This window comes from Pantoea jilinensis (assembly GCF_019104105.1).
GTDB classification, from domain to species: Bacteria; Pseudomonadota; Gammaproteobacteria; order Enterobacterales; family Enterobacteriaceae; genus Pantoea; species Pantoea eucalypti.
The window spans coordinates 3,915,756-3,939,263 of sequence record NZ_CP077746.1 but is presented as its reverse complement, the minus strand read 5'-3'; the positions used below and the strand labels follow the sequence as shown (position 1 = coordinate 3,939,263).

The 23,508-nt window shown below is 55.5% G+C and carries 20 protein-coding genes and 1 tRNA gene; 18 read left to right on the top strand and 3 right to left on the bottom strand.

Annotated features, from left to right (window positions below):
* The first annotated feature begins 55 nt into the window (after positions 1-55).
* Both pdeH and KTJ90_RS18535 read left to right on the top strand, forming a co-directional pair.
* Complete coding sequence (pdeH, locus tag KTJ90_RS18540) at positions 56-829, top strand: cyclic-guanylate-specific phosphodiesterase (RefSeq protein ID WP_499025690.1); 774 nt, start codon at positions 56-58, stop codon at positions 827-829.
* A 63-nt stretch (positions 830-892) separates the two neighbouring features.
* Complete coding sequence (locus KTJ90_RS18535) at positions 893-2,953, top strand: AsmA family protein (RefSeq protein ID WP_003851971.1); 2,061 nt, start codon at positions 893-895, stop codon at positions 2,951-2,953.
* Here KTJ90_RS18535 and ppiC read toward each other — a convergent pair whose 3' ends face one another.
* Positions 2,954-3,235, bottom strand: coding sequence for a peptidylprolyl isomerase PpiC (gene ppiC, locus KTJ90_RS18530; RefSeq protein WP_312545504.1), 282 nt, complete (start codon positions 3,233-3,235; stop codon positions 2,954-2,956).
* A 75-nt stretch (positions 3,236-3,310) separates the two neighbouring features.
* On the opposite strand from ppiC, the gene rep reads away from it, so the two are divergent.
* On the top strand, positions 3,311-5,332 hold the full coding sequence (gene rep / locus KTJ90_RS18525) for a DNA helicase Rep (protein WP_003851968.1): 2,022 nt from the start codon (positions 3,311-3,313) through the stop codon (positions 5,330-5,332).
* A 43-nt stretch (positions 5,333-5,375) separates the two neighbouring features.
* Here rep and gppA read toward each other — a convergent pair whose 3' ends face one another.
* Both gppA and rhlB read right to left on the bottom strand, forming a co-directional pair.
* Positions 5,376-6,860, bottom strand: coding sequence for a guanosine-5'-triphosphate,3'-diphosphate diphosphatase (gene gppA, locus KTJ90_RS18520; protein WP_003851967.1), 1,485 nt, complete (start codon positions 6,858-6,860; stop codon positions 5,376-5,378).
* Between the two features lie 6 nt (positions 6,861-6,866).
* Complete coding sequence (rhlB, locus tag KTJ90_RS18515; RefSeq protein ID WP_499025687.1) at positions 6,867-8,159, bottom strand: ATP-dependent RNA helicase RhlB; 1,293 nt, start codon at positions 8,157-8,159, stop codon at positions 6,867-6,869.
* Between the two features lie 117 nt (positions 8,160-8,276).
* On the opposite strand from rhlB, the gene trxA reads away from it, so the two are divergent.
* The 15 genes from trxA to KTJ90_RS18440 all read left to right on the top strand — a co-directional run bounded on the left by trxA (position 8,277) and on the right by KTJ90_RS18440 (position 23,482).
* Positions 8,277-8,609 (top strand): thioredoxin TrxA, encoded by a 333-nt coding sequence (gene trxA, locus KTJ90_RS18510; RefSeq protein WP_003851963.1) that lies wholly within the window; start codon positions 8,277-8,279, stop codon positions 8,607-8,609.
* A 351-nt stretch (positions 8,610-8,960) separates the two neighbouring features.
* Complete coding sequence (rho, locus tag KTJ90_RS18505; protein ID WP_003851960.1) at positions 8,961-10,220, top strand: transcription termination factor Rho; 1,260 nt, start codon at positions 8,961-8,963, stop codon at positions 10,218-10,220.
* A 280-nt stretch (positions 10,221-10,500) separates the two neighbouring features.
* On the top strand, positions 10,501-11,580 hold the full coding sequence (gene wecA / locus KTJ90_RS18500) for a UDP-N-acetylglucosamine--undecaprenyl-phosphate N-acetylglucosaminephosphotransferase (RefSeq protein WP_476159234.1): 1,080 nt from the start codon (positions 10,501-10,503) through the stop codon (positions 11,578-11,580).
* Positions 11,581-11,610: 30 nt separating this feature from the next.
* The gene (gene wzzE, locus KTJ90_RS18495; RefSeq protein ID WP_499025684.1) at positions 11,611-12,660 is read left to right on the top strand and encodes an ECA polysaccharide chain length modulation protein; all 1,050 of its coding nucleotides are present in this window, start codon (positions 11,611-11,613) and stop codon (positions 12,658-12,660) included.
* 10 nt (positions 12,661-12,670) lie between these two features.
* Positions 12,671-13,801, top strand: coding sequence for a non-hydrolyzing UDP-N-acetylglucosamine 2-epimerase (wecB, locus tag KTJ90_RS18490; protein ID WP_003851955.1), 1,131 nt, complete (start codon positions 12,671-12,673; stop codon positions 13,799-13,801).
* Positions 13,798-15,057, top strand: a complete 1,260-nt coding sequence (gene wecC, locus KTJ90_RS18485) for a UDP-N-acetyl-D-mannosamine dehydrogenase (RefSeq protein ID WP_312545857.1) — start codon at positions 13,798-13,800, stop codon at positions 15,055-15,057. The genes wecB and wecC overlap by 4 nt, the downstream gene beginning before the upstream one ends.
* On the top strand, positions 15,054-16,124 hold the full coding sequence (gene rffG / locus KTJ90_RS18480) for a dTDP-glucose 4,6-dehydratase (protein ID WP_008926427.1): 1,071 nt from the start codon (positions 15,054-15,056) through the stop codon (positions 16,122-16,124). The genes wecC and rffG overlap by 4 nt, the downstream gene beginning before the upstream one ends.
* A 19-nt stretch (positions 16,125-16,143) precedes the next feature.
* Positions 16,144-17,025, top strand: coding sequence for a glucose-1-phosphate thymidylyltransferase RfbA (rfbA, locus tag KTJ90_RS18475; protein WP_008926428.1), 882 nt, complete (start codon positions 16,144-16,146; stop codon positions 17,023-17,025).
* A complete protein-coding gene (gene rffC / locus KTJ90_RS18470) occupies positions 17,003-17,710 on the top strand; it encodes a dTDP-4-amino-4,6-dideoxy-D-galactose acyltransferase (RefSeq protein ID WP_039658618.1) in 708 nt (235 codons plus the stop codon). Before rfbA ends, rffC begins: the two co-directional genes overlap by 23 nt.
* Positions 17,697-18,827 carry a dTDP-4-amino-4,6-dideoxygalactose transaminase gene (gene rffA, locus KTJ90_RS18465; RefSeq protein WP_039658617.1) on the top strand — a complete coding sequence of 377 codons (1,131 nt, stop codon included), beginning with the start codon at positions 17,697-17,699 and terminating at the stop codon, positions 18,825-18,827. The genes rffC and rffA overlap by 14 nt, the downstream gene beginning before the upstream one ends.
* Entirely contained in the window at positions 18,827-20,077 is a 1,251-nt protein-coding gene (gene wzxE, locus KTJ90_RS18460; protein WP_033762623.1) for a lipid III flippase WzxE, read from the top strand. The genes rffA and wzxE overlap by 1 nt, the downstream gene beginning before the upstream one ends.
* Positions 20,074-21,141, top strand: coding sequence for a TDP-N-acetylfucosamine:lipid II N-acetylfucosaminyltransferase (wecF, locus tag KTJ90_RS18455; protein ID WP_499025680.1), 1,068 nt, complete (start codon positions 20,074-20,076; stop codon positions 21,139-21,141). The genes wzxE and wecF overlap by 4 nt, the downstream gene beginning before the upstream one ends.
* On the top strand, positions 21,138-22,481 hold the full coding sequence (gene wzyE / locus KTJ90_RS18450) for an ECA oligosaccharide polymerase (protein WP_078805041.1): 1,344 nt from the start codon (positions 21,138-21,140) through the stop codon (positions 22,479-22,481). The genes wecF and wzyE overlap by 4 nt, the downstream gene beginning before the upstream one ends.
* Positions 22,482-22,506: 25 nt before the next feature.
* On the top strand, positions 22,507-23,247 hold the full coding sequence (wecG, locus tag KTJ90_RS18445) for a lipopolysaccharide N-acetylmannosaminouronosyltransferase (RefSeq protein ID WP_375150741.1): 741 nt from the start codon (positions 22,507-22,509) through the stop codon (positions 23,245-23,247).
* Positions 23,248-23,405: 158 nt separating this feature from the next.
* Positions 23,406-23,482: transfer RNA gene (locus KTJ90_RS18440), tRNA-Arg, on the top strand.
* Positions 23,483-23,508: the final 26 nt, after the last annotated feature.

Genomic DNA, 23,508 nt, shown 5'->3' with positions numbered 1-23,508 from the left:
TTGATAATCGCTCAGTCACCCATTTTGGGGACTTGTTACCACTCAGGGAAATAGCATGGTGATGGAGAGTATTAGCCAATGGCTGCCGTCTTCAAACGACCTTAAACTCCACCCGGAAACCCCGCTCTTCTGGCAACAATGTCATCGACGCTATCGGTTTCAGCCCATCTACCGGGTTACCGGTCAATTACTTGCCATTGAACTCCTGACCGCCGTGTCGCATCCTTCTGAACCGGAACGGAATCTTTCGCCTGAAGCCTGGTTTGCCGGACTCGATATCGCCCGGCGCCTGGATGTCGTGCATGAGCAGCTTGAACTGCTGGCAGAATGGAGCGCATTTTTTAAGCGCAGTGATGTGGTCGCTTCGGTCAACATAGACGGTCCTTCACTGCTCGCCATTCAGCAACGACCCGCCATTCGCCGCCTGATTGCCCAGCTGCCCTGGATACGGTTTGAGCTCACCGAGCATCAGGCGCTGCCGCAGGAGGAGAAAGTGGCGAAAATATCGGAACTGGGGCCGCTGTGGCTGGATGATTTTGGTTCAGGTATGGCAAATTTCTCAGCGCTGACTGAACTGAAATATGATTACATCAAGCTGTCGCGCGACCTGTTTATTATGCTGGGCACGACGGATGAAGGGCGGAGTCTCTTTTCGATGCTGCTTGCACTGATTAATCGTTACTGTAACGGTGTCATTGTTGAAGGGGTGGAAACGGAAGCGCAGTGGCAGCAGGTCAAAGCGTCGCCTGCGATTGCTGCACAGGGCTATTACTTTTCGCGTCCCGTCCCCTTTTCTGAATTGAATCACCTCACTCTCCAGCTTCCCTGATGCCGTTGCTCGTGGTCTCGACTATCTTTAACGCAGACCGTGAATGTGCAAGGAGAAAGCGTAATGTCGCGTACCGGGAAAATCGTCAGCTGGGTAGCAGGTATTCTGGTGCTGTTGATTGTGGTGATTATCGTTGTGATCGCTACCTTTGACTGGAACCGCCTGAAGCCCACCATTAATCAGAAAGTCTCAACAGAATTAAACCGTCCCTTTGCGATACGCGGGGATCTGGGCATCGACTGGGCACGAAATCGCGACGAGGCAGGCTGGCGGCGCTGGGTGCCGTGGCCGCAGATCCATGCGGAAGATATTATGCTGGGCAACCCGCCTGACATTTCTGACGTCACCATGGTGCATCTGCAGCGTGTCGACGCCACGCTGTCACCCCTGTCGTTACTGCATAAAGAGCTGTTCATCCCGTGGATTAAGCTGCAGCGACCCGATGCGCGACTGATCCAGACCGCCGATAAAAAGAACAACTGGACCTTTACCCTTGCTGACAGCGACAAGGATGAGAAGAATGCCGCGCCATCGGCCTGGTCCTTCCGTCTGGATAATATTCTGTTTGATCAGGGCCAGATTCGTTATCGCGACGCCATTAACCGCGCCGATGTCACGGTACAGGTCAATCCACTGGGCAAACCGGTGCCGTATACGCAGATCGCCGGAGGCGATGACCAGCAGAAAGGCGCAGGCGACTTTGTCTTTGGCTGGCAGGCCAGCGGCACCTACAACAACGAGAAACTCACTGGCGACGGCAAGATTGGGGGCATGCTGTCATTGCGAAGCCAGAACACCCCCTTCCCGATTCAGGCCGATGTGCGCAACGGCACCACGCGGGTTCAGGTGACTGGCGGTTTGCAGGATCCAATGAACCTCGGCGGGCTTAACGTGCGACTACGCTTCTCGGGCGATACGCTGGCTAATCTTTATGGCCTGACCGGTGTTCTGTTGCCTGACACACCGCCTTATGAAACTGACGGCCATCTGATAGCGAAATTCAATGGTAAAAAGGGCGCGGTCTACCGCTATGAGAAATTCAATGGTCACATTGGTGACAGCGATATTCATGGCTCGCTGATCTACAGCCAGGTCAAACCTCGCCCGACGCTCAGCGGCGAAATGACCTCTGAGCAACTGCGTATGGCCGATCTGGGTCCACTCATTGGCGTGGACTCCGGTAAAGGCAGTGAAAAAACCGCGCAGGCCAAAGCGCGTCGCGGTGAGAAATCGAACCAGCCTGCTGATCGCGTGCTGCCGCATGATAAATTCGAGACCAAAAACTGGGATGTGATGGATGCCGACGTGAAGTTCAGCGGCAAACGGATCGAACACAGTAATTCACTGCCGTTAAGCGATCTCTATACCCACTTACAGATGAAAAACGGCGATCTGCTGCTGGACCCGCTGCGCTTTGGTGTAGCGGGCGGCAATCTCAACAGCACTATCCGGCTGGAGGGTGATCACTCGCCAATGCGCGGTCGGGTTGACCTTCATGTTCGTAAGCTGCAACTGCGTCAGCTCTTCCCGACGGTGGAGGCGATGAAGAACAGCCGTGGTCAGCTCAATGGCGATGCCAGCTTTACCGGCACCGGTAACTCAGTGGCCGACCTGCTGGGAACCAGTAACGGTCAACTCAAACTGCTGATGAATGACGGTCTGATCAGCCGTAGCCTGATGGAAATTGCCGGACTCAATGTCGGTAACTATGTGGTGGGTAAACTTTTTGGCGATGACCAGGTGCGCATCAACTGCGCCGCCACCGATCTCAAACTGCAGAATGGTGTGGCAACGCCCAACCTGTTTGTGTTTGACACCGAGAACGCGATTATCAATGTCTCCGGCAACGCAAACTTCGCCAGCGAGCGGCTTGATTTGTCGGTGAATCCGGAGAGTAAAGGCATTCGCATCGTGACGCTGCGCTCGCCGCTCTATGTGCGCGGCACCTTTAAAAATCCTGATGCGGGCGTGAAAACGGGGCCACTGCTGGCGCGTGGTGCCGCTGCCGTGGCGCTGGGCGCGGTCGTAGGTCCTGCAGCGGCGCTGCTGGCACTGATCTCTCCAAGTGATAACGAAGATAACCAGTGCAGCACCGTCCTGCAGCAGATGAAGCAGAAGAAGTAACTAGTTGCGGTAGAGCACTTTGATAATGTGATAACCAAAGCCGGTCTTTACCGGCCCGTAAGGCGTCAGCAGCGGGCAGGTAAAGACCGCTTTATCAAAGGCCGGTACCATCTGTCCCTGCCGGAACTCGCCCAGATCGCCACCCTTCCGGCCGGAAGGACAGGTTGAGTGCTTCTTTGCCAGCTCCTGAAAATTGCCGCCTTTCGCCAGTTTCGTCAGAATCTCTTTTGCCAGCGCTTCCTCTTTAACGAGGATGTGTAAAGCCGCCGCGGTTTTCGCCATGTTGGTATCTCGGTTGTGTATAATTGCCGCCCAGTATAAACCCCTTTCTTTTGATCTAATCAGGCGATTTCTCCTATGCGTTTAAACCCCAGCCAACAACGTGCCGTCGAATTTGTTACCGGTCCCTGTCTGGTGCTGGCGGGCGCGGGATCGGGCAAAACCCGCGTGATTACCAATAAAATCGCCCACCTGATTCGTGAATGCGGCTATCAGGCGCGCCATATCGCTGCGGTGACCTTTACCAATAAGGCCTCGCGCGAAATGAAAGAGCGTGTGGCGCAAACCCTGGGCCGCAAAGAGGCGCGCGGCCTGCTGATTTCGACCTTCCATACGCTGGGACTGGAGATCATCAAACGCGAAACCGCGGCGCTGGGCATGAAGTCCAACTTCTCCCTGTTCGACGATCAGGATCAGCTTGCGCTGCTGAAAGAGCTGACCAAAGAGTGGCTGGAAGAGGATAAGACGCTGTTACAGCAACTCATTTCCACCATCTCGAACTGGAAGAATGATCTGATCGATCCGCAGGGGGCCGCCGCGCTGGCGCGTTCGCAACAGGATAATATTTTTGCTCACTGCTATGCCCTTTACAGCCAGCATCTTAAGTCGTGCAACGTGCTCGATTTCGATGACCTGATTCTGCTGCCGACGCTGCTGCTGCAGCGTAATCAGGAGGTGCGTGAACGCTGGCAGCAGCGTATCCGCTATCTGCTGGTGGATGAGTATCAGGACACCAACACCAGTCAGTATGAGCTGGTTAAACTGCTGGTTGGCGCACGGGCGCGCTTCACGGTGGTCGGCGATGACGATCAGTCCATCTACTCCTGGCGTGGTGCGCGGCCGCAGAATCTGGTGCTGCTGAATCAGGACTTCCCTGCGCTGGAGGTCGTGAAGCTGGAGCAGAACTACCGCTCTTCGCAGCGCATCCTGAAGGCGGCGAATATCCTGATTGCTAACAACCCGCACGTCTTTGAAAAAAAATTGTTTTCGGAACTGGGGCAGGGCAGCGAGCTGAAAGTGCTGACCGCTAACAGCGAAGAGCATGAAGCGGAACGGGTGACCGGCGAACTGATCGCACATCACTTTATCAACCGGACGCAGTATAAAGATTACGCGATCCTCTATCGCGGCAATCATCAGTCACGGACCTTTGAAAAGTTTCTGATGCAGAACCGCATCCCTTATCGCATCTCTGGTGGCACTTCGTTCTTCTCGCGACCCGAGATCAAAGATCTGCTCGCCTATTTGCGCGTGCTGACCAATCCTGAAGATGACAGCGCGTTCCTGCGTATCGTCAATACGCCGCGCCGTGAGATTGGCCCGGCTACGCTGCAGAAGCTCGGTGAGTGGGCCAATCTGCGCAGCAAGAGCCTGTTTAATGCCAGTTTTGATGTCGGCCTGGGGCAGACGCTAAGTGGCCGTGGTCTGGAGCATCTGCAGCGCTTCACCCACTGGCTGAATGAGATTATCCAGCTCACTGAACGTGAACCCGTGAATGCGGTGCGCGATTTGATCCGCGGCATCGACTACGAAAGCTGGCTGTTCGAAACCTCCGGCAGTCCGAAAGCCGCCGAAATGCGGATGAAGAACGTCAACACGCTGTTTCAGTGGATGACAGAAATGCTGGAAGGCACTGATATTGATGAGCCGATGACGCTGGCGCAGGTGGTAACGCGCTTTACTCTGCGCGACATGATGGAACGCGGTGAAAGTGATGAAGAGCTGGATCAGGTACAGCTGATGACGTTGCACGCCTCTAAAGGACTGGAGTTCCCCTATGTGTTCCTGGTGGGCATGGAAGAGGGGCTGTTGCCGCATCAGAGCAGCATTGATGAGAACAATATCGAAGAGGAGCGACGGCTGGCTTACGTCGGGATCACCAGGGCGCAGAAAGAGCTGACCTTTACCCTGTGTCGTGAACGCCGGCAATATGGCGAGTTAATCCGGCCTGAACCCAGCCGTTTTCTGCTGGAGCTGCCGCAGGACGATTTGCAATGGGAGACCGAGCGCAAAGTGGTCAGCGCGGAAGAGCGGATGAAAACCGGACAGAGCCGTGTCGCCGGTCTGAGAGCGATGCTGGATAAGGCGAAAAAGAGTTAAACCGGTGCAGGAGGCGAAGACATTTCGCCTCACACGGGTACCATTACGACAGGGTTAACAACCAGTGGACGTAAGACTGATAGTGGCTTTCCTGCTCCAGCAGTTCGCTGCGCAGCGGATGCGCTTCCAGCCAGCCTGCGGGCAGGGTCAGATGCAGGGCATCGTCGTCTGCCTGTAGCCGCACAGCAGGCAGGGTGTCGTCGCGACGGCGGGTGGAGAAAATAATCGCCAGTCGCAGCAGACGGCACATCCTTTCCGCCAGACGCGGCGGCAGGGCGTTTTGCTGGGTCAGCAACGCCAGGTCGATGCTACCGCTCTGGTTTTGCAGCAAACAGGCCAGCAGCTTCTTCTGCGCCGGTGTGAAGCCGGGAAGGTCGAGGTGACGGACCAGATACGCCGCGTGCTGTGGCGCATGACGGAAGTCGACGCTCAGGCCGATTTCGTGGATCGCGCAGGCGCTGAGCAACAGCTCACGGCAGCGCTGATCCAGCTTCCACGGCGCAGAAACCTGACGGAAGAAACTTTCTGCCAGTTGACGCACGCGGTCTGCCTGTTCGACATCGATGCTGAAACGGCGCTGGACGTTGTGCAGCGTGCGGGTGCGGATATCGCGGTCAATAGGCAGATGCAGCATGCCGTAGACCAGTCCTTCCCGCAGTGCGCCGCCCGCCAGTGTCATGCTATCAATGCTGAGTTCCTGGAAGATGGCGATCAGGATCGACAGGCCACTGGGGAAGACCAGCGCCCGCTCCAGCGTCAGCCCTTCGATTTCCAGCTCTTCCAGTTTGCCGCACTGAATAGCGCGCTGCTTCAACTGCTGCAGTTTATTCAGCGTGATGCGCTCATCCATGCCCTGCGCCACCATGATCTCCTGCAGTGCCTGAACCGTGCCGGATGCCCCGACACAGGCCTGCCAGCCCTGTTCACGCAGTTGCGCTGCCACGGGCTGGATCATCTCACGCGCCGCCAGTTCGGCCTGATCAAAGTTCTCTTTGGCCAGATGACGATCGCTGAAGAAGCGCTCCAGCCACGTCACACAGCCCATCGACAGACTAAACAACACCGAAGCATGCGAGCCATCGCCGGTGGCCAGCTCGGTGCTGCCGCCGCCGATATCGACAACTAAACGCTGGTCGGACCCGCCCGTGGTGTGAGCCACGCCCTGATAGATCAGGCGCGCCTCTTCTTCACCGCTGATAACGTTGATAGTACAGCCGAGAATCTGTTGAGCCGTATCAAGAAAGGTCTGCGCATTGGCAGCCAGACGCAATGTGGCGGTCGCCACCACGCGAATCTGATCGGGGGGAATATCCTGCAGTTGTTCAGAGAAGAGTCTGAGGCATTGCCAGCCACGCGACATCGCATCGGCTGACAACAGGTTATTTTTATCCAGGCCGGCAGCAAGGCGAACCTTGCGCTTTATTTTTGCGATGGTCTGAATACTGCCAGATACCTCGCGCACCACCAACATATGAAAGCTGTTAGATCCTAAATCAATCGCTGCATAAAGTGACGATGCGCTTAGCATGGTGCCCTAACCTGAACGTTTACGGTTGTTGTTGCGAGGAGCGCCGCGACGATTGGCGTTATTTCCCCCGCGACGCGGGCCGTTGCCGGAACGACTGCGTTGCAGGCGCTTAGGCGGCGGTAAATCAGTTAACAACGCTTCACTGCTGTACTTGCTGACCGGGATGCTATGGCCAATGTACTCTTCAATCGAAGGCAGGTTCAGCGCGTACTCTTCACAGGCCAGGCTGATAGAGTGTCCGCTGGCGCCCGCACGACCGGTACGGCCAATACGGTGAACATAATCTTCACAGTCGTCTGGCAGATCGTAGTTAAAGACGTGGGTTACCGCCGGGATGTGCAGGCCGCGAGCTGCAACATCAGTTGCGACCAGAATATCTAAATCGCCTTTGGTGAAGTCATCCAGAATACGCAGACGCTTCTTCTGAGCAACGTCGCCGGTCAGCAGGCCGACGCGGTGTCCATCAGCAGCCAGGTGGCCCCAGACATCTTCACAGCGGTGCTTGGTGTTGGCAAAAATAATGGCGCGATCGGGCCACTCTTCTTCCAGCAGGGTCTGCAGCAGGCGCATTTTCTCTTCGTTAGACGGATAGAAAAGCTCTTCCTGAATGCGATGGCCGGTTTTTTGTTCCGGTTCCACTTCCACATATTCAGCGCTGTTCATGTGCTCAAATGCCAGTTCACGGACACGATAAGAAAGGGTGGCCGAGAACAGCATGCTCAGACGCTGGGTAGCCGGCGGCATGCGACGGAACAGCCAGCGAATATCTTTAATAAAGCCGAGATCGAACATGCGATCGGCTTCGTCCAGCACCATAACCTGAATAGCACCGAGATTAACGTGATTCTGTTTCGCGTAGTCGATCAGGCGACCGGTGGTTGCCACCAGAATATCAACGCCCTGCTCAAGCACTTTCAGCTGTTTGTCATACCCGTCTCCGCCATAGGCGAGACCCAGTTTCAGGCCGGTTGAGGCGGTAAGGGGTTCGGCATCTGCATGAATCTGCACAGCAAGTTCACGCGTCGGCGCAAGAATTAATGCCCGTGGCTGGTTAACCTGACGGCCTTCCGCCGCAGGATGAGAGAGAAGATGATGAAACGTTGACGTCAGAAACGCCATCGTTTTGCCGGTACCGGTTTGCGCCTGGCCTGCAACATCACGCCCTGAAAGCGTAAAAGGCAGAGCTAACGCCTGAATCGGCGTGCAGTATTGAAAGCCTTTAGTATCAAGGGCTTCCACCACTTTTGGGTGCAGGGCGAAGTCGGAAAACTTCTGTTCAGTTAAGTGTGTTTTGCTCATAGTGTGGTAGAATATCAGCTTACTATCGCTTTACGAAAGCGTATCCGATGAAATAAAGTCAACCAACATTGGTATATTTTACGCCAATTCGCCAGGCATAATCTTGTGGAGTAAAACATGAGCAGCGATAAAATCGTTCATCTGACTGATGACAGTTTCGACACCGACGTGCTGAAAGCCGACGGCGTTACACTGGTAGATTTCTGGGCTGAATGGTGTGGTCCTTGCAAAATGATCGCGCCAATCCTTGATGAAGTTGCAGAAGAGTATGATGGCAAGCTGACCATCGCTAAGCTGAATATTGACGATAACCCAGGCACGGCACCGAAGTATGGCATTCGTGGTATCCCGACGCTGCTGCTGTTTAAAAATGGCGAAGTCGCCGCGACCAAAGTGGGCGCGTTGTCTAAAGGCCAGCTGAAAGAGTTCCTGAACGCCAATCTGGCGTAATGCAGGACTGAATGTCTGGCAGTGGTGAATTTATCTCCTGCTGCTGGACGTTCACTTTCAGGCGTGCTAAGTTACCAATACTGCATTACGAACTTACCTTGTAGTTAGCATCTAAAGTTTTCCCTTGTTGAACCCTGTCGCCCTGTACCTTATAAAGATAGAACGGTTCAGCAATCTTACGGTTAGCTCCAACTCTGGCATCACATTCGGACACCTTCTTGCATACCGATCGCCATTCCATACGATGATCGTCGGGAAGAGCCGAAAAGAGCCATTAACGGCATGGATTAATTGCCATACCACTCACGACAAACATTCCGAGTATTACCCCGAGTTTAAGAACCCATCACTATGAATCTTACCGAATTAAAGAATACGCCGGTTGCTGAGCTGATTACTCTCGGCGAAAATATGGGACTGGAAAACCAGGCTCGTATGCGCAAGCAGGACATTATCTTTTCAATCCTGAAGCAACACGCAAAAAGCGGCGAAGACATCTTCGGTGATGGCGTGCTGGAGATCCTTCAGGATGGATTTGGATTCCTCCGTTCCGGAGACAGCTCCTACCTCGCCGGCCCTGATGATATCTACGTTTCTCCCAGCCAAATCCGCCGTTTTAACCTCCGCACGGGTGACACCATCTCTGGCAAAATCCGTCCACCAAAAGAAGGTGAACGTTATTTTGCGCTGCTGAAAGTTAACGAAGTTAACTACGACAAGCCGGAAAACGCGCGTAATAAGATTCTGTTCGAAAACCTCACGCCGCTGCACGCAAATAAACGTCTGCGTATGGAGCGGGGTAATGGCTCAACGGAAGATTTAACCGCACGCGTACTCGATCTGGCTTCACCGATCGGTCGTGGTCAGCGTGGTCTGATTGTGGCACCGCCGAAAGCCGGTAAAACCATGCTGCTGCAGAATATCGCGCAGAGCCTGGCGTATAACTACCCGGATTGCGTGCTGATGGTGCTGCTGATCGATGAGCGTCCGGAAGAAGTGACCGAGATGCAGCGTCTGGTGAAAGGCGAAGTTATCGCTTCAACCTTCGATGAGCCAGCTTCACGCCACGTTCAGGTTGCTGAAATGGTGATCGAAAAGGCCAAGCGTCTGGTTGAACACAAGAAAGATGTCATCATCCTGCTCGACTCAATCACACGTCTGGCGCGTGCCTACAACACCGTGGTTCCTGCTTCAGGTAAAGTCCTGACCGGTGGTGTGGATGCCAACGCCCTGCATCGTCCAAAGCGTTTCTTTGGTGCTGCACGTAACGTGGAAGAGGGCGGTAGCCTGACCATCATCGCGACCGCGCTGGTTGATACCGGTTCTAAGATGGACGAAGTGATTTACGAAGAGTTTAAAGGTACCGGTAACATGGAACTGCATCTCGCCCGTAAAATTGCTGAAAAACGCGTCTTCCCGGCGATTGATTACAACCGCTCTGGTACGCGTAAAGAAGAGCTGCTGACCTCTCAGGAAGAGCTGCAGAAGATGTGGATCCTGCGTAAGATTATTCACCCAATGGGCGAAATCGACGCAATGGAGTTCCTCATCAACAAGCTGGCGATGACCAAAACCAATGATGAATTCTTCGACATGATGAAGCGTTCTTAATCCGGGATTGCCAGGCCGAAGCACTGATTCGGCTTTTTTAGTCCAGATGCGCAGAAAATCGACCTTACGCCACGTCTCAACGTGGCGTTTTTCATTTGTGAGCTATAGGATTGAACACTGGCAGGAGCATTTATAATGACTGTGGTAGTGATGGCGAACTTTTGACCGTTCGTCTGTCTCTTAATGCAGAATTCGGAATCCGACACAGCGACCGGCGCGTTTTTTCGCGTATTGTTGTGCGGGATGTTAGCTGAGAGCGTTTAACGTGAATTTACTCACTATGAGTACTGAGCTTGGATTAATTTTTCTCTTTTCCCTGGCTTTCCTCTTTTTTGCTCGAAAAGCAGCTAAAAAAATTGGTTTAGTTGATAAGCCTAACTCACGTAAACGCCATCATGGCGCGATTCCGTTGGTGGGCGGCATTTCTGTGTTCGCAGGTATCTGCTTTACGTTTGCCATTACCAACTATTACCTGCCACACGCGATGCTCTATCTGGGCTGCGCAGGGGTGCTGGTGCTGGTTGGCGCACTGGATGACCGTTTCGATATCAGCGTCAAATTCCGCGCGGTCGTGCAGGCCATTGTCGCGCTGGTGATGATGTTTGGCGCAAAACTTTATCTGCTCAGCCTGGGCTTTATCGTCGGCCCGTTCGAGCTTATCGTTGGCCCCTTCGGCTATGTGCTGACACTGTTTGCCGTCTGGGCTGCAATCAACGCCTTTAATATGGTGGATGGCATCGATGGTCTGCTGGGCGGCCTCTCCTCCGTCACCTTTGCCGCCATGGGAATCATCCTCTACTTAGATGGCCAGACCAGCCTTGCAATGTGGTGTTTTGCGATGATTGCCGCCACGCTGCCCTATATTCTGCTTAATCTTGGCTTCCTTGGCCGCCGCTTCAAAGTCTTTATGGGTGATGCCGGCAGTACCATGATCGGTTTCACCATTATCTGGATTCTGCTGGAAACAACGCAGGGCCTGAGCCATCCCATTACCCCCGTCACCGCACTCTGGCTTATAGCCATTCCGCTGATGGATATGGTGGCGATTATGTATCGTCGTCTGCGTAAAGGCATGAGCCCGTTCTCGGCTGACCGTCAGCACATCCACCATCTGATCATGCGCGCCGGTTTCACCTCACGTCAGGCCTTTGTGCTGATCACTGCTGCAGCGGCCATCCTTGCCGGTATCGGTGTGCTGGGTGAATATCTGGCGTTCATTCCGGAGTGGGTGATGCTGCTGTTGTTCCTTGGCGCCTTCATGGTTTACGGCTACTGCCTGAAACATGCGTGGCGCGTGGCGCGACGTATCCGGCGCATTAAGCGCCGCCTGAGCCATTACCGCGAAGCAAAAAATAAATGAACCCGATGCTGATTAAAGGATACTTCTTCCATGCCTTCTGACGTTGTGGACAACGAACTGGATATTCGCGGCCTGAGCGGCCGTTTATGGCGTGGCAAACGCTGGATCATCGGGCTGGCACTGCTGTTTGCTCTGGTCGCCTGGCTGGTCACGCTGTTGCTGAAACAGGTCTGGAGCACCACCGCGATCACCGATCGTCCCACGGTGAACATGCTGGGTTCATACTATTCGCAGCAGCAATTCCTGACCAATCTGGATGCGCGCAGCAACACCTTAACCCTGTCAGCACCGTCACCGACAGTGATGGATCAGGTTTATCAGGAGTTCATCATGCAACTCGCGTCGTGGGATACGCGTCGTGAGTTCTGGCAACAGACGGATTACTTCAAGAGCCGCAAAACCGGCAATGCGCATAACGATGCTGCGCTGCTCGACGATATGATCGTCAATATCCTGTTTACGCCTGCTGACGCGGCCCATAACCTGCCCGATAACGTCAAACTCAAAGCGGAAACGGCAGGTGACGCCAATAATTTACTGCGTCAGTACATTGCCTACGCCAGTGAGCGCGCCGCGCGTCATCTGAACGATGAGTTAAAAGGTGCCTGGCGGGTACGTACCGATCAGCTGCAGGCGCAGGTGAAACGTCAGGAAGATGTGGCTAACTCGGTGTTCCAGCGCCAGCAGCATCGGCTGGAGCAGGCGCTGAAGATCGCCAGCCAGCAGGGCATTAATGAGAAGCAGACGCGCGAAGTGGGTGAGAATCTGGCAGACAGCGATCTGTTCCTGCTGGGTCAGCCGGTTTTACAGGGCCAGCTGGATACCCTGCGCGCAACGGGGCCGAGCTTTGATATCAGCTATGATCAGAACAGAGCAATGCTGACCACGCTGCAGGCCGGACCAAAACTGAACAGCAAGTTTCAGACCTACCGTTATCTGCGCACACCGGAAGAGCCGGTATCACGTGACAGTCCGCGACGTCTGTTCATGATGATTATGTGGGGTGCCGTTGGGGCATTAACAGGCGCTGGAGTGGCGCTGGCACGTCGTCCGCGTCTGATGTCAGACACGCATGAGTGAGAGAAACAGTGTGAAAGTTCTGACCGTATTTGGTACTCGTCCCGAAGCGATTAAAATGGCGCCACTGGTTCAGGCGCTGTCGCAGGATCCTGCTTTTGAATCGCGCCTGTGCGTCACCGCACAGCATCGCGAAATGCTCGATCAGGTGTTGCGTCTGTTTAAGCTCGAACCGGATTATGACCTTAATATTATGCGCCCTGAGCAGGGACTGACTGAGATTACCTGTCGCATTTTAGAGGGCATGAAAACCGTCCTGCTCGATTTCAAACCAGACATTGTGCTGGTGCATGGTGACACCACCACAACACTGGCTGCGAGCTTGGCCGCCTTTTATCAGCAAATTCCGGTCGGGCATGTGGAGGCCGGTCTGCGTACCGGCGATCTCGCCTCGCCGTGGCCGGAAGAGGGCAACCGCAAACTCACCGGTCATCTTGCCCGTCTGCACTTCACCCCTACCACCCGCTCGCGTCAGAACCTGTTGCAGGAAAACCTGCCCGATTCTCGCATCATTGTGACCGGTAATACGGTCATTGATGCGCTGCTGTGGGTTCGCGATCGGGTGCTGGATGACTGCAATCTGAATGCACAATTAGCGGCGCGCTATCCCTTTATCAACCCGGATAAGAAACTGGTGCTGGTTACCGGTCACCGGCGTGAAAGCTTTGGCGGCGGTTTTGAGCGTATCTGCAGCGCGCTGGCGCAGATTGCCCGCCAGCACCCTGAGGCGCAGATCGTCTATCCGGTGCACCTCAATCCGAATGTCAGCGAGCCGGTTAATCGGATTCTCAGCGGCATTGAGAATATCATTCTGATTGAACCGCAGGAGTATCTGCCTTTTGTCTGGCTGATGAACCGTGCCTGGCTGATTCTGACCGATTCCGGCGGCATTCAGGAGGAAGCGCCTTCACTGGGTAAACCGGTGCTGGTGATGCGTGACACGACCGAGCGTCCGGAAGCGGTTGATGCGGGTACCGTTAAACTGGTAGGGACGGATATCGACAGGATCGTGGCCAGTGTCAGTGAATTGCTGAGCGACGACGATGCCTGGCAGGCGATGAGCCATGCCCATAATCCGTATGGCGATGGCAAAGCCTGTGGCCGAATTTTACAAGCCTTAAAAGATAACAGAGCTGAATTATGAGTTTTGAAACCATCTCCGTGATTGGACTGGGATACATTGGGCTGCCGACGGCAGCCGTTTTTGCCTCAAAGGGAAAAAAAGTGGTGGGCGTGGATATCAACGCGCGTGCCGTTGAAACCATCAATCGTGGCGCAATCCACATCGTAGAACCCGATTTAGATGAAGTGGTGCATGCGGCGGTTACGCGTGGCGACCTGCGCGCCACCACGCAGCCTGAACCCGCTGACGCTTTTCTGATCGCCGTACCGACGCCGTTCAAAGATGAATATCAGCCCGATCTGCGCTTTGTGAAAGCCGCAGCGGAGTCGATCGCACCGGTTCTGAAGAAGGGCGATCTGGTCATCCTGGAGTCCACCTCACCGGTGGGCAGTACCGAACAGATGGCCGAGTGGCTGGCTGCGGCGCGTCCTGATCTGCGCTTTCCGCAGCACGGTGAGACGCCCGATATTTTTGTCGCCTACTGCCCGGAGCGCGTACTGCCTGGCAAGGTAATGGTTGAGCTGATTAACAACGACCGGGTGATTGGCGGTATGACGCCTGCCTGTTCCGCCCGCGCCAGCGCGTTATACCGGCTGTTTTTAAAAGGTGAATGCGTTGAGACCAACGCCCGCACCGCCGAGATGTGCAAGCTGACTGAAAACAGCTTCCGTGACGTCAATATCGCCTTTGCCAATGAGCTGTCGCTGATTTGTGCCGAACAGGGAATTAACGTCTGGGAACTGATTGCGCTGGCGAATCGTCATCCGCGCGTCAATATTCTGCAACCCGGTCCCGGCGTGGGTGGTCACTGTATCGCCGTCGATCCCTGGTTTATTGTGGCGCAGAATCCTGAACTGGCACGCCTGATCCGCACCGCGCGTGAGGTGAATGACGCCAAGCCGCAGTGGGTGCTGGACCAGGTGAAAACCGCGCTGGCGGATTGCCTGACTCAAACCGGCAAGCGCGCCAGCGAGGTCACTATCGCCTGCTTTGGTCTGGCCTTTAAACCTGACATTGACGACCTGCGCGAGAGCCCGGCCGTGGGCGTGACCCAGAAAATTGCAGAGTGGCACAGTGGCAAGACCTGGGTGGTTGAACCTCACATCGAGCAGCTTGCGGACTCGCTGGCTGATAACGCCGAACTGGTCTCCTGCGAGCAGGCGCTGGCTCAGGCCGATATTCTGGTGATGCTGGTCGATCACCGTGCCTTCCGCGCGATTAACGCCGCCGATGTTCAGCAGAACTGGATTGTCGATACCAAAGGCGTGTGGCGATGAAGCGCTTTTTGATCACGGGCGGTGCCGGTTTTATCGGTTCGGCTCTGGTGCGCTTTCTGATCGCAGAAACCGAACATCAGGTCGTGGTTGTCGATAAACTCAGCTACGCGGGAAATCTGGCGTCACTCGCCAGTGTGGCCAACTCGGACCGCTTCTGTTTTGAGCAGGTCGACATCTGTGACCGTACGGCACTTGATGAGGTGTTTGCCCGTCATCAGCCCGACTGCGTGATGCATCTTGCCGCTGAAAGCCATGTTGATCGCTCGATTGACGGGCCGGCGGCCTTTATCGAAACCAATATTGTCGGGACCTGGCAATTGCTGGAGGCTGCGCGTTCTTACTGGCAAACGCTGGATGACGCGCGTAAAAGGGCCTTTCTGTTCCACCATATCTCGACCGATGAAGTCTTTGGCGATCTGCATGACAGCCAGGCGTATTTCACCGAAACCACCCCTTATGCGCCAAGCAGTCCTTACGCCGCCAGCAAGGCCAGCAGCGACCATCTGGTGCGTGCCTGGCTACGAACCTATGGTCTGCCCACGCTGGTCACCAACTGCTCAAACAACTACGGCCCGTGCCATTTCCCTGAGAAGCTGATCCCGCTGACCATCATTAATGCGCTGGCCGGTAAGGCCTTGCCGGTTTACGGTAACGGGCAGCAGATTCGTGACTGGCTCTACGTTGAAGATCATGCCCGTGCACTCTACCAGGTGGTCAGCTATGGCAAGCCCGGCGAGACCTATAATATTGGCGGTCATAACGAGCGTCGCAATATTGAGGTGGTCGAGACGATTTGCAGCCTTCTTGAAGAGCTGGCAGCAGAGCAGAAACCCGCAGGGCTGGCGCATTACCGCGACCTGATTACCTATGTCGCTGACCGCCCTGGTCACGATCAGCGCTACGCCATTGATGCCAGTAAAATTGCGCATGAACTTGGCTGGGTGCCACAGGAAACCTTTGAAAGCGGCATGCGTAAAACCGTGGCATGGTATCTGGCGAATCCCGCCTGGTGGCAGGCCATTCTGGATGGTCGTTATCAGGGTGAACGCCTCGGCTTATCGCAATAAACCCGCGTAAGGAGCAGCGATGAAAGGCATCATTTTAGCGGGAGGATCGGGCACGCGGTTACACCCGATAACCCGGGCAGTATCAAAGCAACTTCTGCCGGTCTACGACAAACCGATGATCTACTATCCGCTTTCCGTGCTGATGCTGGCCGGGATTCGCGACATTTTGCTGATCACCACGCCGGAGGATCGGGCGCAGTTTGAACGCCTGCTGGGTGATGGCAGTGAATTTGGTATTCGCCTCAGCTATGCGGTGCAGCCCAGTCCCGATGGACTGGCACAGGCCTTTATCATCGGCGAATCCTTTATCGGCGATGACAATTGCTGCCTGGTGCTCGGTGATAACCTCTATTTTGGTCAGGGCTTCAGCCCCAAGCTGCGGAAAGTTGTCGAACAGAATCGTGGTGCAACGGTGTTTGGCTATCAGGTTATGGACCCGGAACGTTTCGGTGTGGTGGAGTTTGACGATAACTTTAAGGCGATCTCGATTGAAGAGAAGCCACAGCAGCCGAAATCGCGCTGGGCGGTCACCGGCCTCTACTTCTATGACAATCAGGTTATCGAATTCGCGAAGCAGGTTAAGCCTTCATCGCGGGGTGAGCTGGAAATCACCGCCATCAACCAGATGTATCTGGAGCGCGGTGAGCTGACAGTCGAACTGCTGGGACGAGGCTTTGCCTGGCTGGATACCGGGACACACGACAGCCTGGTGGAAGCCAGCATGTTTGTGCAGACGGTAGAAAAACGTCAGGGCTTTAAAATTGCCTGCCTGGAAGAGATCGCCTGGCGTAACAGCTGGCTCAGCGATGACCAGTTGCGCGCCGCGGGTGAAGCGCTGACAAAAACTGGCTATGGCCAATACCTGCTGGATTTATTACATGCCCGTCCACGTCAATATTAATCCCCTTAGCTGGGAGAGCACATTCTTCGGTGTTGATACCGTGCGGCTGGAGCCGCAGGGCGAGACGCCGCTGGAGCAGGCGCTGCGGCATCCCTGTGCACTGATACAGATGAAAGTCGCTGCCAGCGAGACGGCACTGATTGATACGCTGCAGCAGCATCAGTTTCAGCTGGCAGAAGGCGAAGCAGACCTGACGCTGGCGGTTAAAGAGACGGAACGTCAGGCGGGGATTCGCATTGCGCGTGACGCACAAATTCCGCCACTGCGCGATGCCGCATCTCAGCTCTTCAGCCAGAGCCGTTTTCGCGCGCCCTGGTATGCGCCGGACGCCAGCGGTCGCTTCTATGCGCAGTGGATTGAAAATGCGGTGCGCGGCACATTTGACGACCAGTGCCTGGTAGCCAGTGACGCCACCGGTCAGTTGCAGGGTTTTGTTTCGCTGCGCGCGGCAGACGGCGATGCGCGAATCGGTCTGCTGGGCGTGTTGCCTGACGCGCAGGGCCAGGGCGTGGGTCAGCGACTGCTGCTGGCGGCGGCGGACTGGGCGCGGGTAAGACAGCTGGCTCAGCTTCGGGTTGCCACCCAGATGAGTAATCTCACGGCGATGCGCCTCTATTTACGCAGCGGTGCCCGGCTCGACAGCACCGCCTACTGGTTTTACAGGAAAGGTCATGATTCCATTTAATGCGCCCCCGATTGTGGGCACAGAAATTGACTATATGCAGTCGGCAATGAACAGCGGCAAGCTGTGCGGTGACGGCGGATTTACCCGTCGCTGTCAGCAGTGGATGGAGCAGCGTTTCGGTAGCAAAAAAGTGCTGCTCACTCCCTCCTGTACCGCTTCGCTGGAGATGGCGGCGCTGTTAATCGATCTGCAGCCCGGCGATGAAGTGATCATGCCGAGCTACACCTTTGTCTCGACCGCTAATGCCTTTGTGCTGCGCGGCGCGCGCATCGTGTTTGTCGATGTGCGCCCGGACACCATGAACATCGATGAAACGCTGATCGAAGCCGCTATCACTGAAAAAACCCGCGCCATTGTGCCGGTGCATTACGCAGGCGTGGCCTGTGAAATGGACACCATTATGGCGCTGGCGGCAAAGCATAAGTTGTTTGTGATTGAAGATGCGGCGCAGGGCGTGATGTCACGCTACAAAGGGCGCGCCCTGGGCACCATTGGTCATATTGGCTGCTTCAGTTTTCACGAAACCAAGAACTACACCGCCGGTGGCGAAGGTGGCGCGACACTCATTAACGACGCCAGCCTGGTCGAGCGCGCCGAGATCGTGCGGGAAAAAGGCACCAACCGCAGCCAGTTCTTCCGGGGTCAGGTCGATAAATATACCTGGCGCGATATGGGGTCGAGCTACCTGATGGCCGATCTGCAGGCGGCCTATCTCTGGGCGCAGTTGGAAGCCGCTGAGCGCATCAACCAGCAGCGGTTACGCATCTGGCAGCGCTATTACGACGCACTCCAGCCGCTGGCGGCCCAGGGACGTATCAGCCTGCCGGTGATCCCCGCCAGCTGTGAACACAATGCGCACATGTTTTATATCAAACTGCGCGATCAGGACGATCGCCAGGCGCTGATCAACTGGATGAAAGAAGCTGAGATACTGACGGTGTTCCACTATATTCCGCTGCACAGTTCGCCAGCCGGTGAGCGTTTCTCGCAGTTTGTCGGCGACGATCGCTATACCACGCAGGAAAGTGAACGTCTGCTGCGCCTGCCGCTGTTCTATAACCTGTCCGATAATAATCAGAGCACGGTTATCAGCTCACTGCTGAGCTTCTTTTCCTGATGTCATTGGCCAGAGCCTCAGTGTGGACCGCATCGTCCACGCTGGTAAAAATTGTGGCTGGTCTGCTGGTGGTCAAACTGCTGGCGGTGAGTTTCGGACCCGAGGGTGTCGGCCAGGCGGGGAACTTTCGTCAGCTGATCACCGTGCTGGGTGTGCTGGCGGGCGCGGGCATCTTCAATGGCGTCACCACCTATGTGGCGCAGTATCAACAGCAGCCCGGACAACTGCGCGCGATGGTGGGCACGGCATCGGCAATGGTGCTGGGCTTTTCCGGTGTGCTGGCGCTGCTGTTTCTGCTGGCGGCGGCACCCATCAGCACCGCGCTGTTTGGTCATGATCGCTATCAGGGCGTCATCCGCGTCGTCGCCTTTCTTCAGCTCGGTATCGCCTGGGCCAACTTTACCCTGGCGCTGCTGAAGGGTTATCGCGATGCGCGCGGTAATGCGCTGGCACTGATTCTCGGCAGCCTGACTGGCGTGGCGGGCTATCTGCTCTGCTGGTGGCTGGGTGGCTATCAGGGGGCGCTGATTGGCCTGGCACTGGTGCCGGCCTTGCTGCTGCTGCCGGCGCTACTGATGCTGAAACGCCGCGCACCGCTGCCGCTGAGCTGGCTGCGTCCGCAATGGCACCCTGAGCTGGCGCGTAATCTGGCAAAATATACCCTGATGGCGCTGATCACGGCTGTGACCCTGCCGGTCGCCTGGGTGTTGATGCGTAACCTGCTGGCAGAGCAGGAAGGGTGGGCGCAGGTCGGATTGTGGCAGGGTGTCACCAGCATTTCGGATGCCTATCTGCAGTTTATCACCGCAACCTTTAGCGTCTGGCTGCTGCCGACGCTGGCGCGGCTCGAGAGCAAACGCGACATTGCACGCGAGATTGGCCGTGCACTGCGTTTTGTACTGCCCGCCGTGGCAGTTGCCAGTTTTAGTGTCTGGGTGCTGCGCGATTTCGCCATCAGCCTGTTGTTCTCTGAGGCTTTTCGCGGGATGCGCGATCTTTTCGTCTGGCAGCTGTGCGGTGATGTTTTTAAAGTCGGTGCCTATGTTTTCGGATATCTGGTTATCGCCAAAGCCTCGCTGCGCTTTTATGTTCTCACTGAGATCAGCCAGTTTCTGTTGCTGACGCTCTTCTCACGCTGGTTGATCCCGTTACATGGCGCGACAGGTGCGGCGCAGGCCTATATGTTTACCTATATGGCTTATTTTGCCCTGTGTTGTGGCGCTTTTATTGTTTACTGCCGGAAAAAATGACTTTAATTCACGTTTTGGGATCGGACATTCCCCACCACAATCTTACGGTGCTGCGCTTTTTCAACGATATAATCAGCGTTGAGCAGCCCGTGGCTTCGCCACGCCATTTTATGGTAGTGACGCAGCAGCCAGAGAGCCTGGCACCGTTCAGTGCATTGCAGATTGAGTGCTTTACCAGCAAGAAAGCGCTGGCGCAGGCGGTGCTGCAGCGGGCCAGACATCGTCAGCAGCGTTTTTTCTGCCACGGTCAGTTTAACCCGTGGATCTGGCTGGCATTACTCAGTGGCAAGTTGCGCCGTTCCCAAATCTTCTGGCATGTCTGGGGTGCCGATCTCTATGAAGATTCACGCAGCCTGAAGTTTCGCCTGTTCTATCTGGTTCGCCGGCTAGCACAGGGACGCGTTGCTCAGGTTTTTGCGACCCGTGGCGACCTGCATCACTACCAGCAGCGTCATCGCAGGGTGCCGGGTTCACTGCTCTATTTCCCGACCCGAATGCCCGCCGCCGCTGTTGAGTCTGATCCCGCAGAGCCGTTTACGCTGCTGCTGGGCAACTCCGGCGATCCGAGTAACCGGCACATTGAAGGCTTAAAAGCGATTCGCGCGCAGTTTGGCACACATGTGCGTATCGAGGTGCCGCTGGGCTATCCGCCAGGCAACGAGGCGTACATCAGTGAGATTCAGGCTGCAGCAGAGACACTGTTCCCGGACGGGCAGGTGAATCTGATGCGTGAAAATCTGGCGTTTGATGATTATTTAGCGCTCCTGGCGCGCTGTCATGTCGGCTATTTTATGTTTGAACGTCAGCAGGGAGTGGGAACACTTTGTCTGCTGATCCAGGCCAACGTGCCGTTTATCCTGACCCGCAAAAATCCGTTCTGGCGTGATGTGGCTGAGCAGCAGCTTCCGGTATTGTTCAGCGAAGATACGCTGTCGCCTGCGGTGATTGCCGAGGCACGCCGCCAGCTGATGAGCTGTGATAAACAGGCGATCGCCTTTTTTGCGCCGGGGTATCTCGCAGGCTGGCGGGCCACGTTACAGCTCAGCGAAGGGGAGTTGTCATGAGTCTTATGCAGTTTGGCGGCCTGCTGGTGGTCTATATGCTGTCGCTGGTTTTTATTCTGACCCTGACCTGGCGGGAGTTTAAGCGCGTCCGTTTTAACTTCCATCTGTTCTTCACACTGCTGTTCTTACTGACCTTTTACTTCGGCTTCCCACTGACCTCGGTGCTGGTGTTTCGCTTTAATGTTGAGGTGGTGCCGGTCGAGAATCTGCTGGAGGCGTTGCTATCAGCGACGGCGTTTTACGCCATTTATTACGTCAGTTATAAAGTGCGGCTGAAGCCCGCCAGTGCGCCACCGGCGAAGCCCTGGCTGCAGATGAATCGGGTTGAAACGCACCTGACCTGCGTGATTCTGGCGCTGGTGGCGCTGGGAACCGTCACTGTGTTTTTCATTCACAACGGTTTTCTGCTGTTCCGCCTGACTGCCTATAACCAGATCTTCTCCAGTGAAGTCTCGGGGGTGGCGCTCAAGCGCTTCTTCTACTTCTTTATTCCGGCGATGTTGATCCCCTATTTTCTGAGCCCGACGCGCCGCAACTGGCTGCTGTTCCTGGTGGTAACAGTGGCCTTTGGTTTGCTGACCTACGCACTGGTGGGCGGCACCCGCGCCAATATCATTATTGCTTTTGCCCTGTTCCTGTTCATCGGGATCACCCGTGGCTGGATCACTCTGTGGATGCTGGCAACAGCGGGCGTACTGGCAATTGCGGGGATGTTCTGGCTGGCGCTGCGCCGCTATAACCTCGACGTAATGGGCGATGAAGCGTTTTATACCTTCCTCTATCTGACGCGTGATACGTTCTCACCGTGGGAGAATCTGGCTCTTCTGCTGGATAACTACGCCCGCATTGAGTTCCAGGGTCTGGCGCCGCTGTGGCGTGATTTCTACGTTTTCATTCCGACCTGGCTCTGGCCGGATCGGCCGCTGGCGGTGTTAAACAGTGCGAACTACTTCACCTGGGAAGTGCTGAATAACCATTCTGGCCTGGCGATTTCCCCCACATTAATTGGATCGCTGGTGGTGATGGGCGGAGTCTGGGCGATTCCAGTTGGTGCTGTCGCGGTAGGGATGATTATCAAAGCCTTTGATGCGATCTATCAGCGTGGCTGCCTTGAGACCAACCGGTACACCGGCGCCATCCTGCAAAGCTTCTGTTTTGGCGCGGTATTTAACATGATTGTGCTGGCCCGCGAAGGTCTCGATGCGTTCGGTTCTCGCGTGGTGTTTTTCTGCATCATTTTTGCTGCCTGTCTGGGCATAGCTAAATTACTTTTCTGGTTACTGGATCGCGCAGGTTTGATTCGCGACCGCAGCAGGCGGGTGTTGCACAGCCCGCTCTGATTAACCTCTGGGATTGACGGAAGATATGACAACGTTAACTGAGACGCCGCAGTACCGGATTCGCGGCGTTGATTTGTATGGCTTCGAAAACATGCCGTCGGCGGTGAATTTTCTGATGCCGCCGCAGCGCGTTCGCAGCGGTATTTTAGTAGCGATCAATGCAGAGAAGATCCTGACCGCTGAGCGGGATGAGGGATTACGCACGCTGTTAGCGCAGGCTGAATATGCGTATGCCGATGGCATCAGCATTGTACGTTCGATTCGTAAAAAATATCCGCAGGCGTCGGTGCAGCGCATTGCGGGAGCAGATTTATGGGAAGCGTTGATGGAGCGCGCCGGGCGTGAAGGGACGCCGGTGTTTCTTATCGGTGGTCGCCAGCGGGTGCTGGATGAAACCTGTGATAAGTTACGCCGCCAGTGGAATGTGAATATTGTTGGCGCGCAGGATGGCTATTTTGCGCCAGCCGATCAGGATGCGCTGTTTACCCGGATTGCGGCTAGCGGTGCGAAGCTCGTCACTGTAGCGCTGGGATCGCCACGTCAGGAGCTGCTGATGCTGGCGTGCCGTGCGCACTGTCCTGATGCGCTCTACATGGGCGTAGGCGGAACCTACGATGTTTTTACCGGTCATGTGAAGCGCGCCCCTAAAATCTGGCAGCGACTGGGGCTGGAGTGGCTCTATCGTCTGATTCGACAACCGAGCCGCCTGCGCAGGCAATTAAAACTGCTTAAATATTTGCGCTACCACTGGCGCGGCGATCTCTGATATTGCTGATAAATGCCGCATTTTTAGGCATTGTGAGAGAGGAAATGCACTATTTGTCGAGAAAGTGCACAAAGCGTAATCAAACGCGTCTTTTTATTTAAAAAGCACTAGACACGATGGGCGCTTATCTCTAGTATGCACATCCGCAACGGCGCTACGCGCCCGTAGCTCAGCTGGATAGAGCGCTGCCCTCCGGAGGCAGAGGTCTCAGGTTCGAATCCTGTCGGGCGCGCCATATCGTTTGTGCGCATGAGCTTCGGT

Bases quoted from the DNA above. Each gene is read 5' to 3' on its own strand.
- pdeH (WP_499025690.1), top strand. From the start codon at position 56: ATGGTGATGGAGAGTATTAGCCAATGGCTGCCGTCTTCAAACGACCTT.
- KTJ90_RS18535 (WP_003851971.1), top strand. From the start codon at position 893: ATGTCGCGTACCGGGAAAATCGTCAGCTGGGTAGCAGGTATTCTGGTG.
- ppiC (WP_312545504.1), bottom strand. From the start codon at position 3,235: ATGGCGAAAACCGCGGCGGCTTTACACATCCTCGTTAAAGAGGAAGCG.
- rep (WP_003851968.1), top strand. From the start codon at position 3,311: ATGCGTTTAAACCCCAGCCAACAACGTGCCGTCGAATTTGTTACCGGT.
- gppA (WP_003851967.1), bottom strand. From the start codon at position 6,860: ATGCTAAGCGCATCGTCACTTTATGCAGCGATTGATTTAGGATCTAAC.
- rhlB (WP_499025687.1), bottom strand. From the start codon at position 8,159: ATGAGCAAAACACACTTAACTGAACAGAAGTTTTCCGACTTCGCCCTG.
- trxA (WP_003851963.1), top strand. From the start codon at position 8,277: ATGAGCAGCGATAAAATCGTTCATCTGACTGATGACAGTTTCGACACC.
- rho (WP_003851960.1), top strand. From the start codon at position 8,961: ATGAATCTTACCGAATTAAAGAATACGCCGGTTGCTGAGCTGATTACT.
- wecA (WP_476159234.1), top strand. From the start codon at position 10,501: ATGAGTACTGAGCTTGGATTAATTTTTCTCTTTTCCCTGGCTTTCCTC.
- wzzE (WP_499025684.1), top strand. From the start codon at position 11,611: ATGCCTTCTGACGTTGTGGACAACGAACTGGATATTCGCGGCCTGAGC.
- wecC (WP_312545857.1), top strand. From the start codon at position 13,798: ATGAGTTTTGAAACCATCTCCGTGATTGGACTGGGATACATTGGGCTG.
- rffG (WP_008926427.1), top strand. From the start codon at position 15,054: ATGAAGCGCTTTTTGATCACGGGCGGTGCCGGTTTTATCGGTTCGGCT.
- rfbA (WP_008926428.1), top strand. From the start codon at position 16,144: ATGAAAGGCATCATTTTAGCGGGAGGATCGGGCACGCGGTTACACCCG.
- rffC (WP_039658618.1), top strand. From the start codon at position 17,003: ATGCCCGTCCACGTCAATATTAATCCCCTTAGCTGGGAGAGCACATTC.
- rffA (WP_039658617.1), top strand. From the start codon at position 17,697: ATGATTCCATTTAATGCGCCCCCGATTGTGGGCACAGAAATTGACTAT.
- wzxE (WP_033762623.1), top strand. From the start codon at position 18,827: ATGTCATTGGCCAGAGCCTCAGTGTGGACCGCATCGTCCACGCTGGTA.
- wecF (WP_499025680.1), top strand. From the start codon at position 20,074: ATGACTTTAATTCACGTTTTGGGATCGGACATTCCCCACCACAATCTT.
- wzyE (WP_078805041.1), top strand. From the start codon at position 21,138: ATGAGTCTTATGCAGTTTGGCGGCCTGCTGGTGGTCTATATGCTGTCG.
- wecG (WP_375150741.1), top strand. From the start codon at position 22,507: ATGACAACGTTAACTGAGACGCCGCAGTACCGGATTCGCGGCGTTGAT.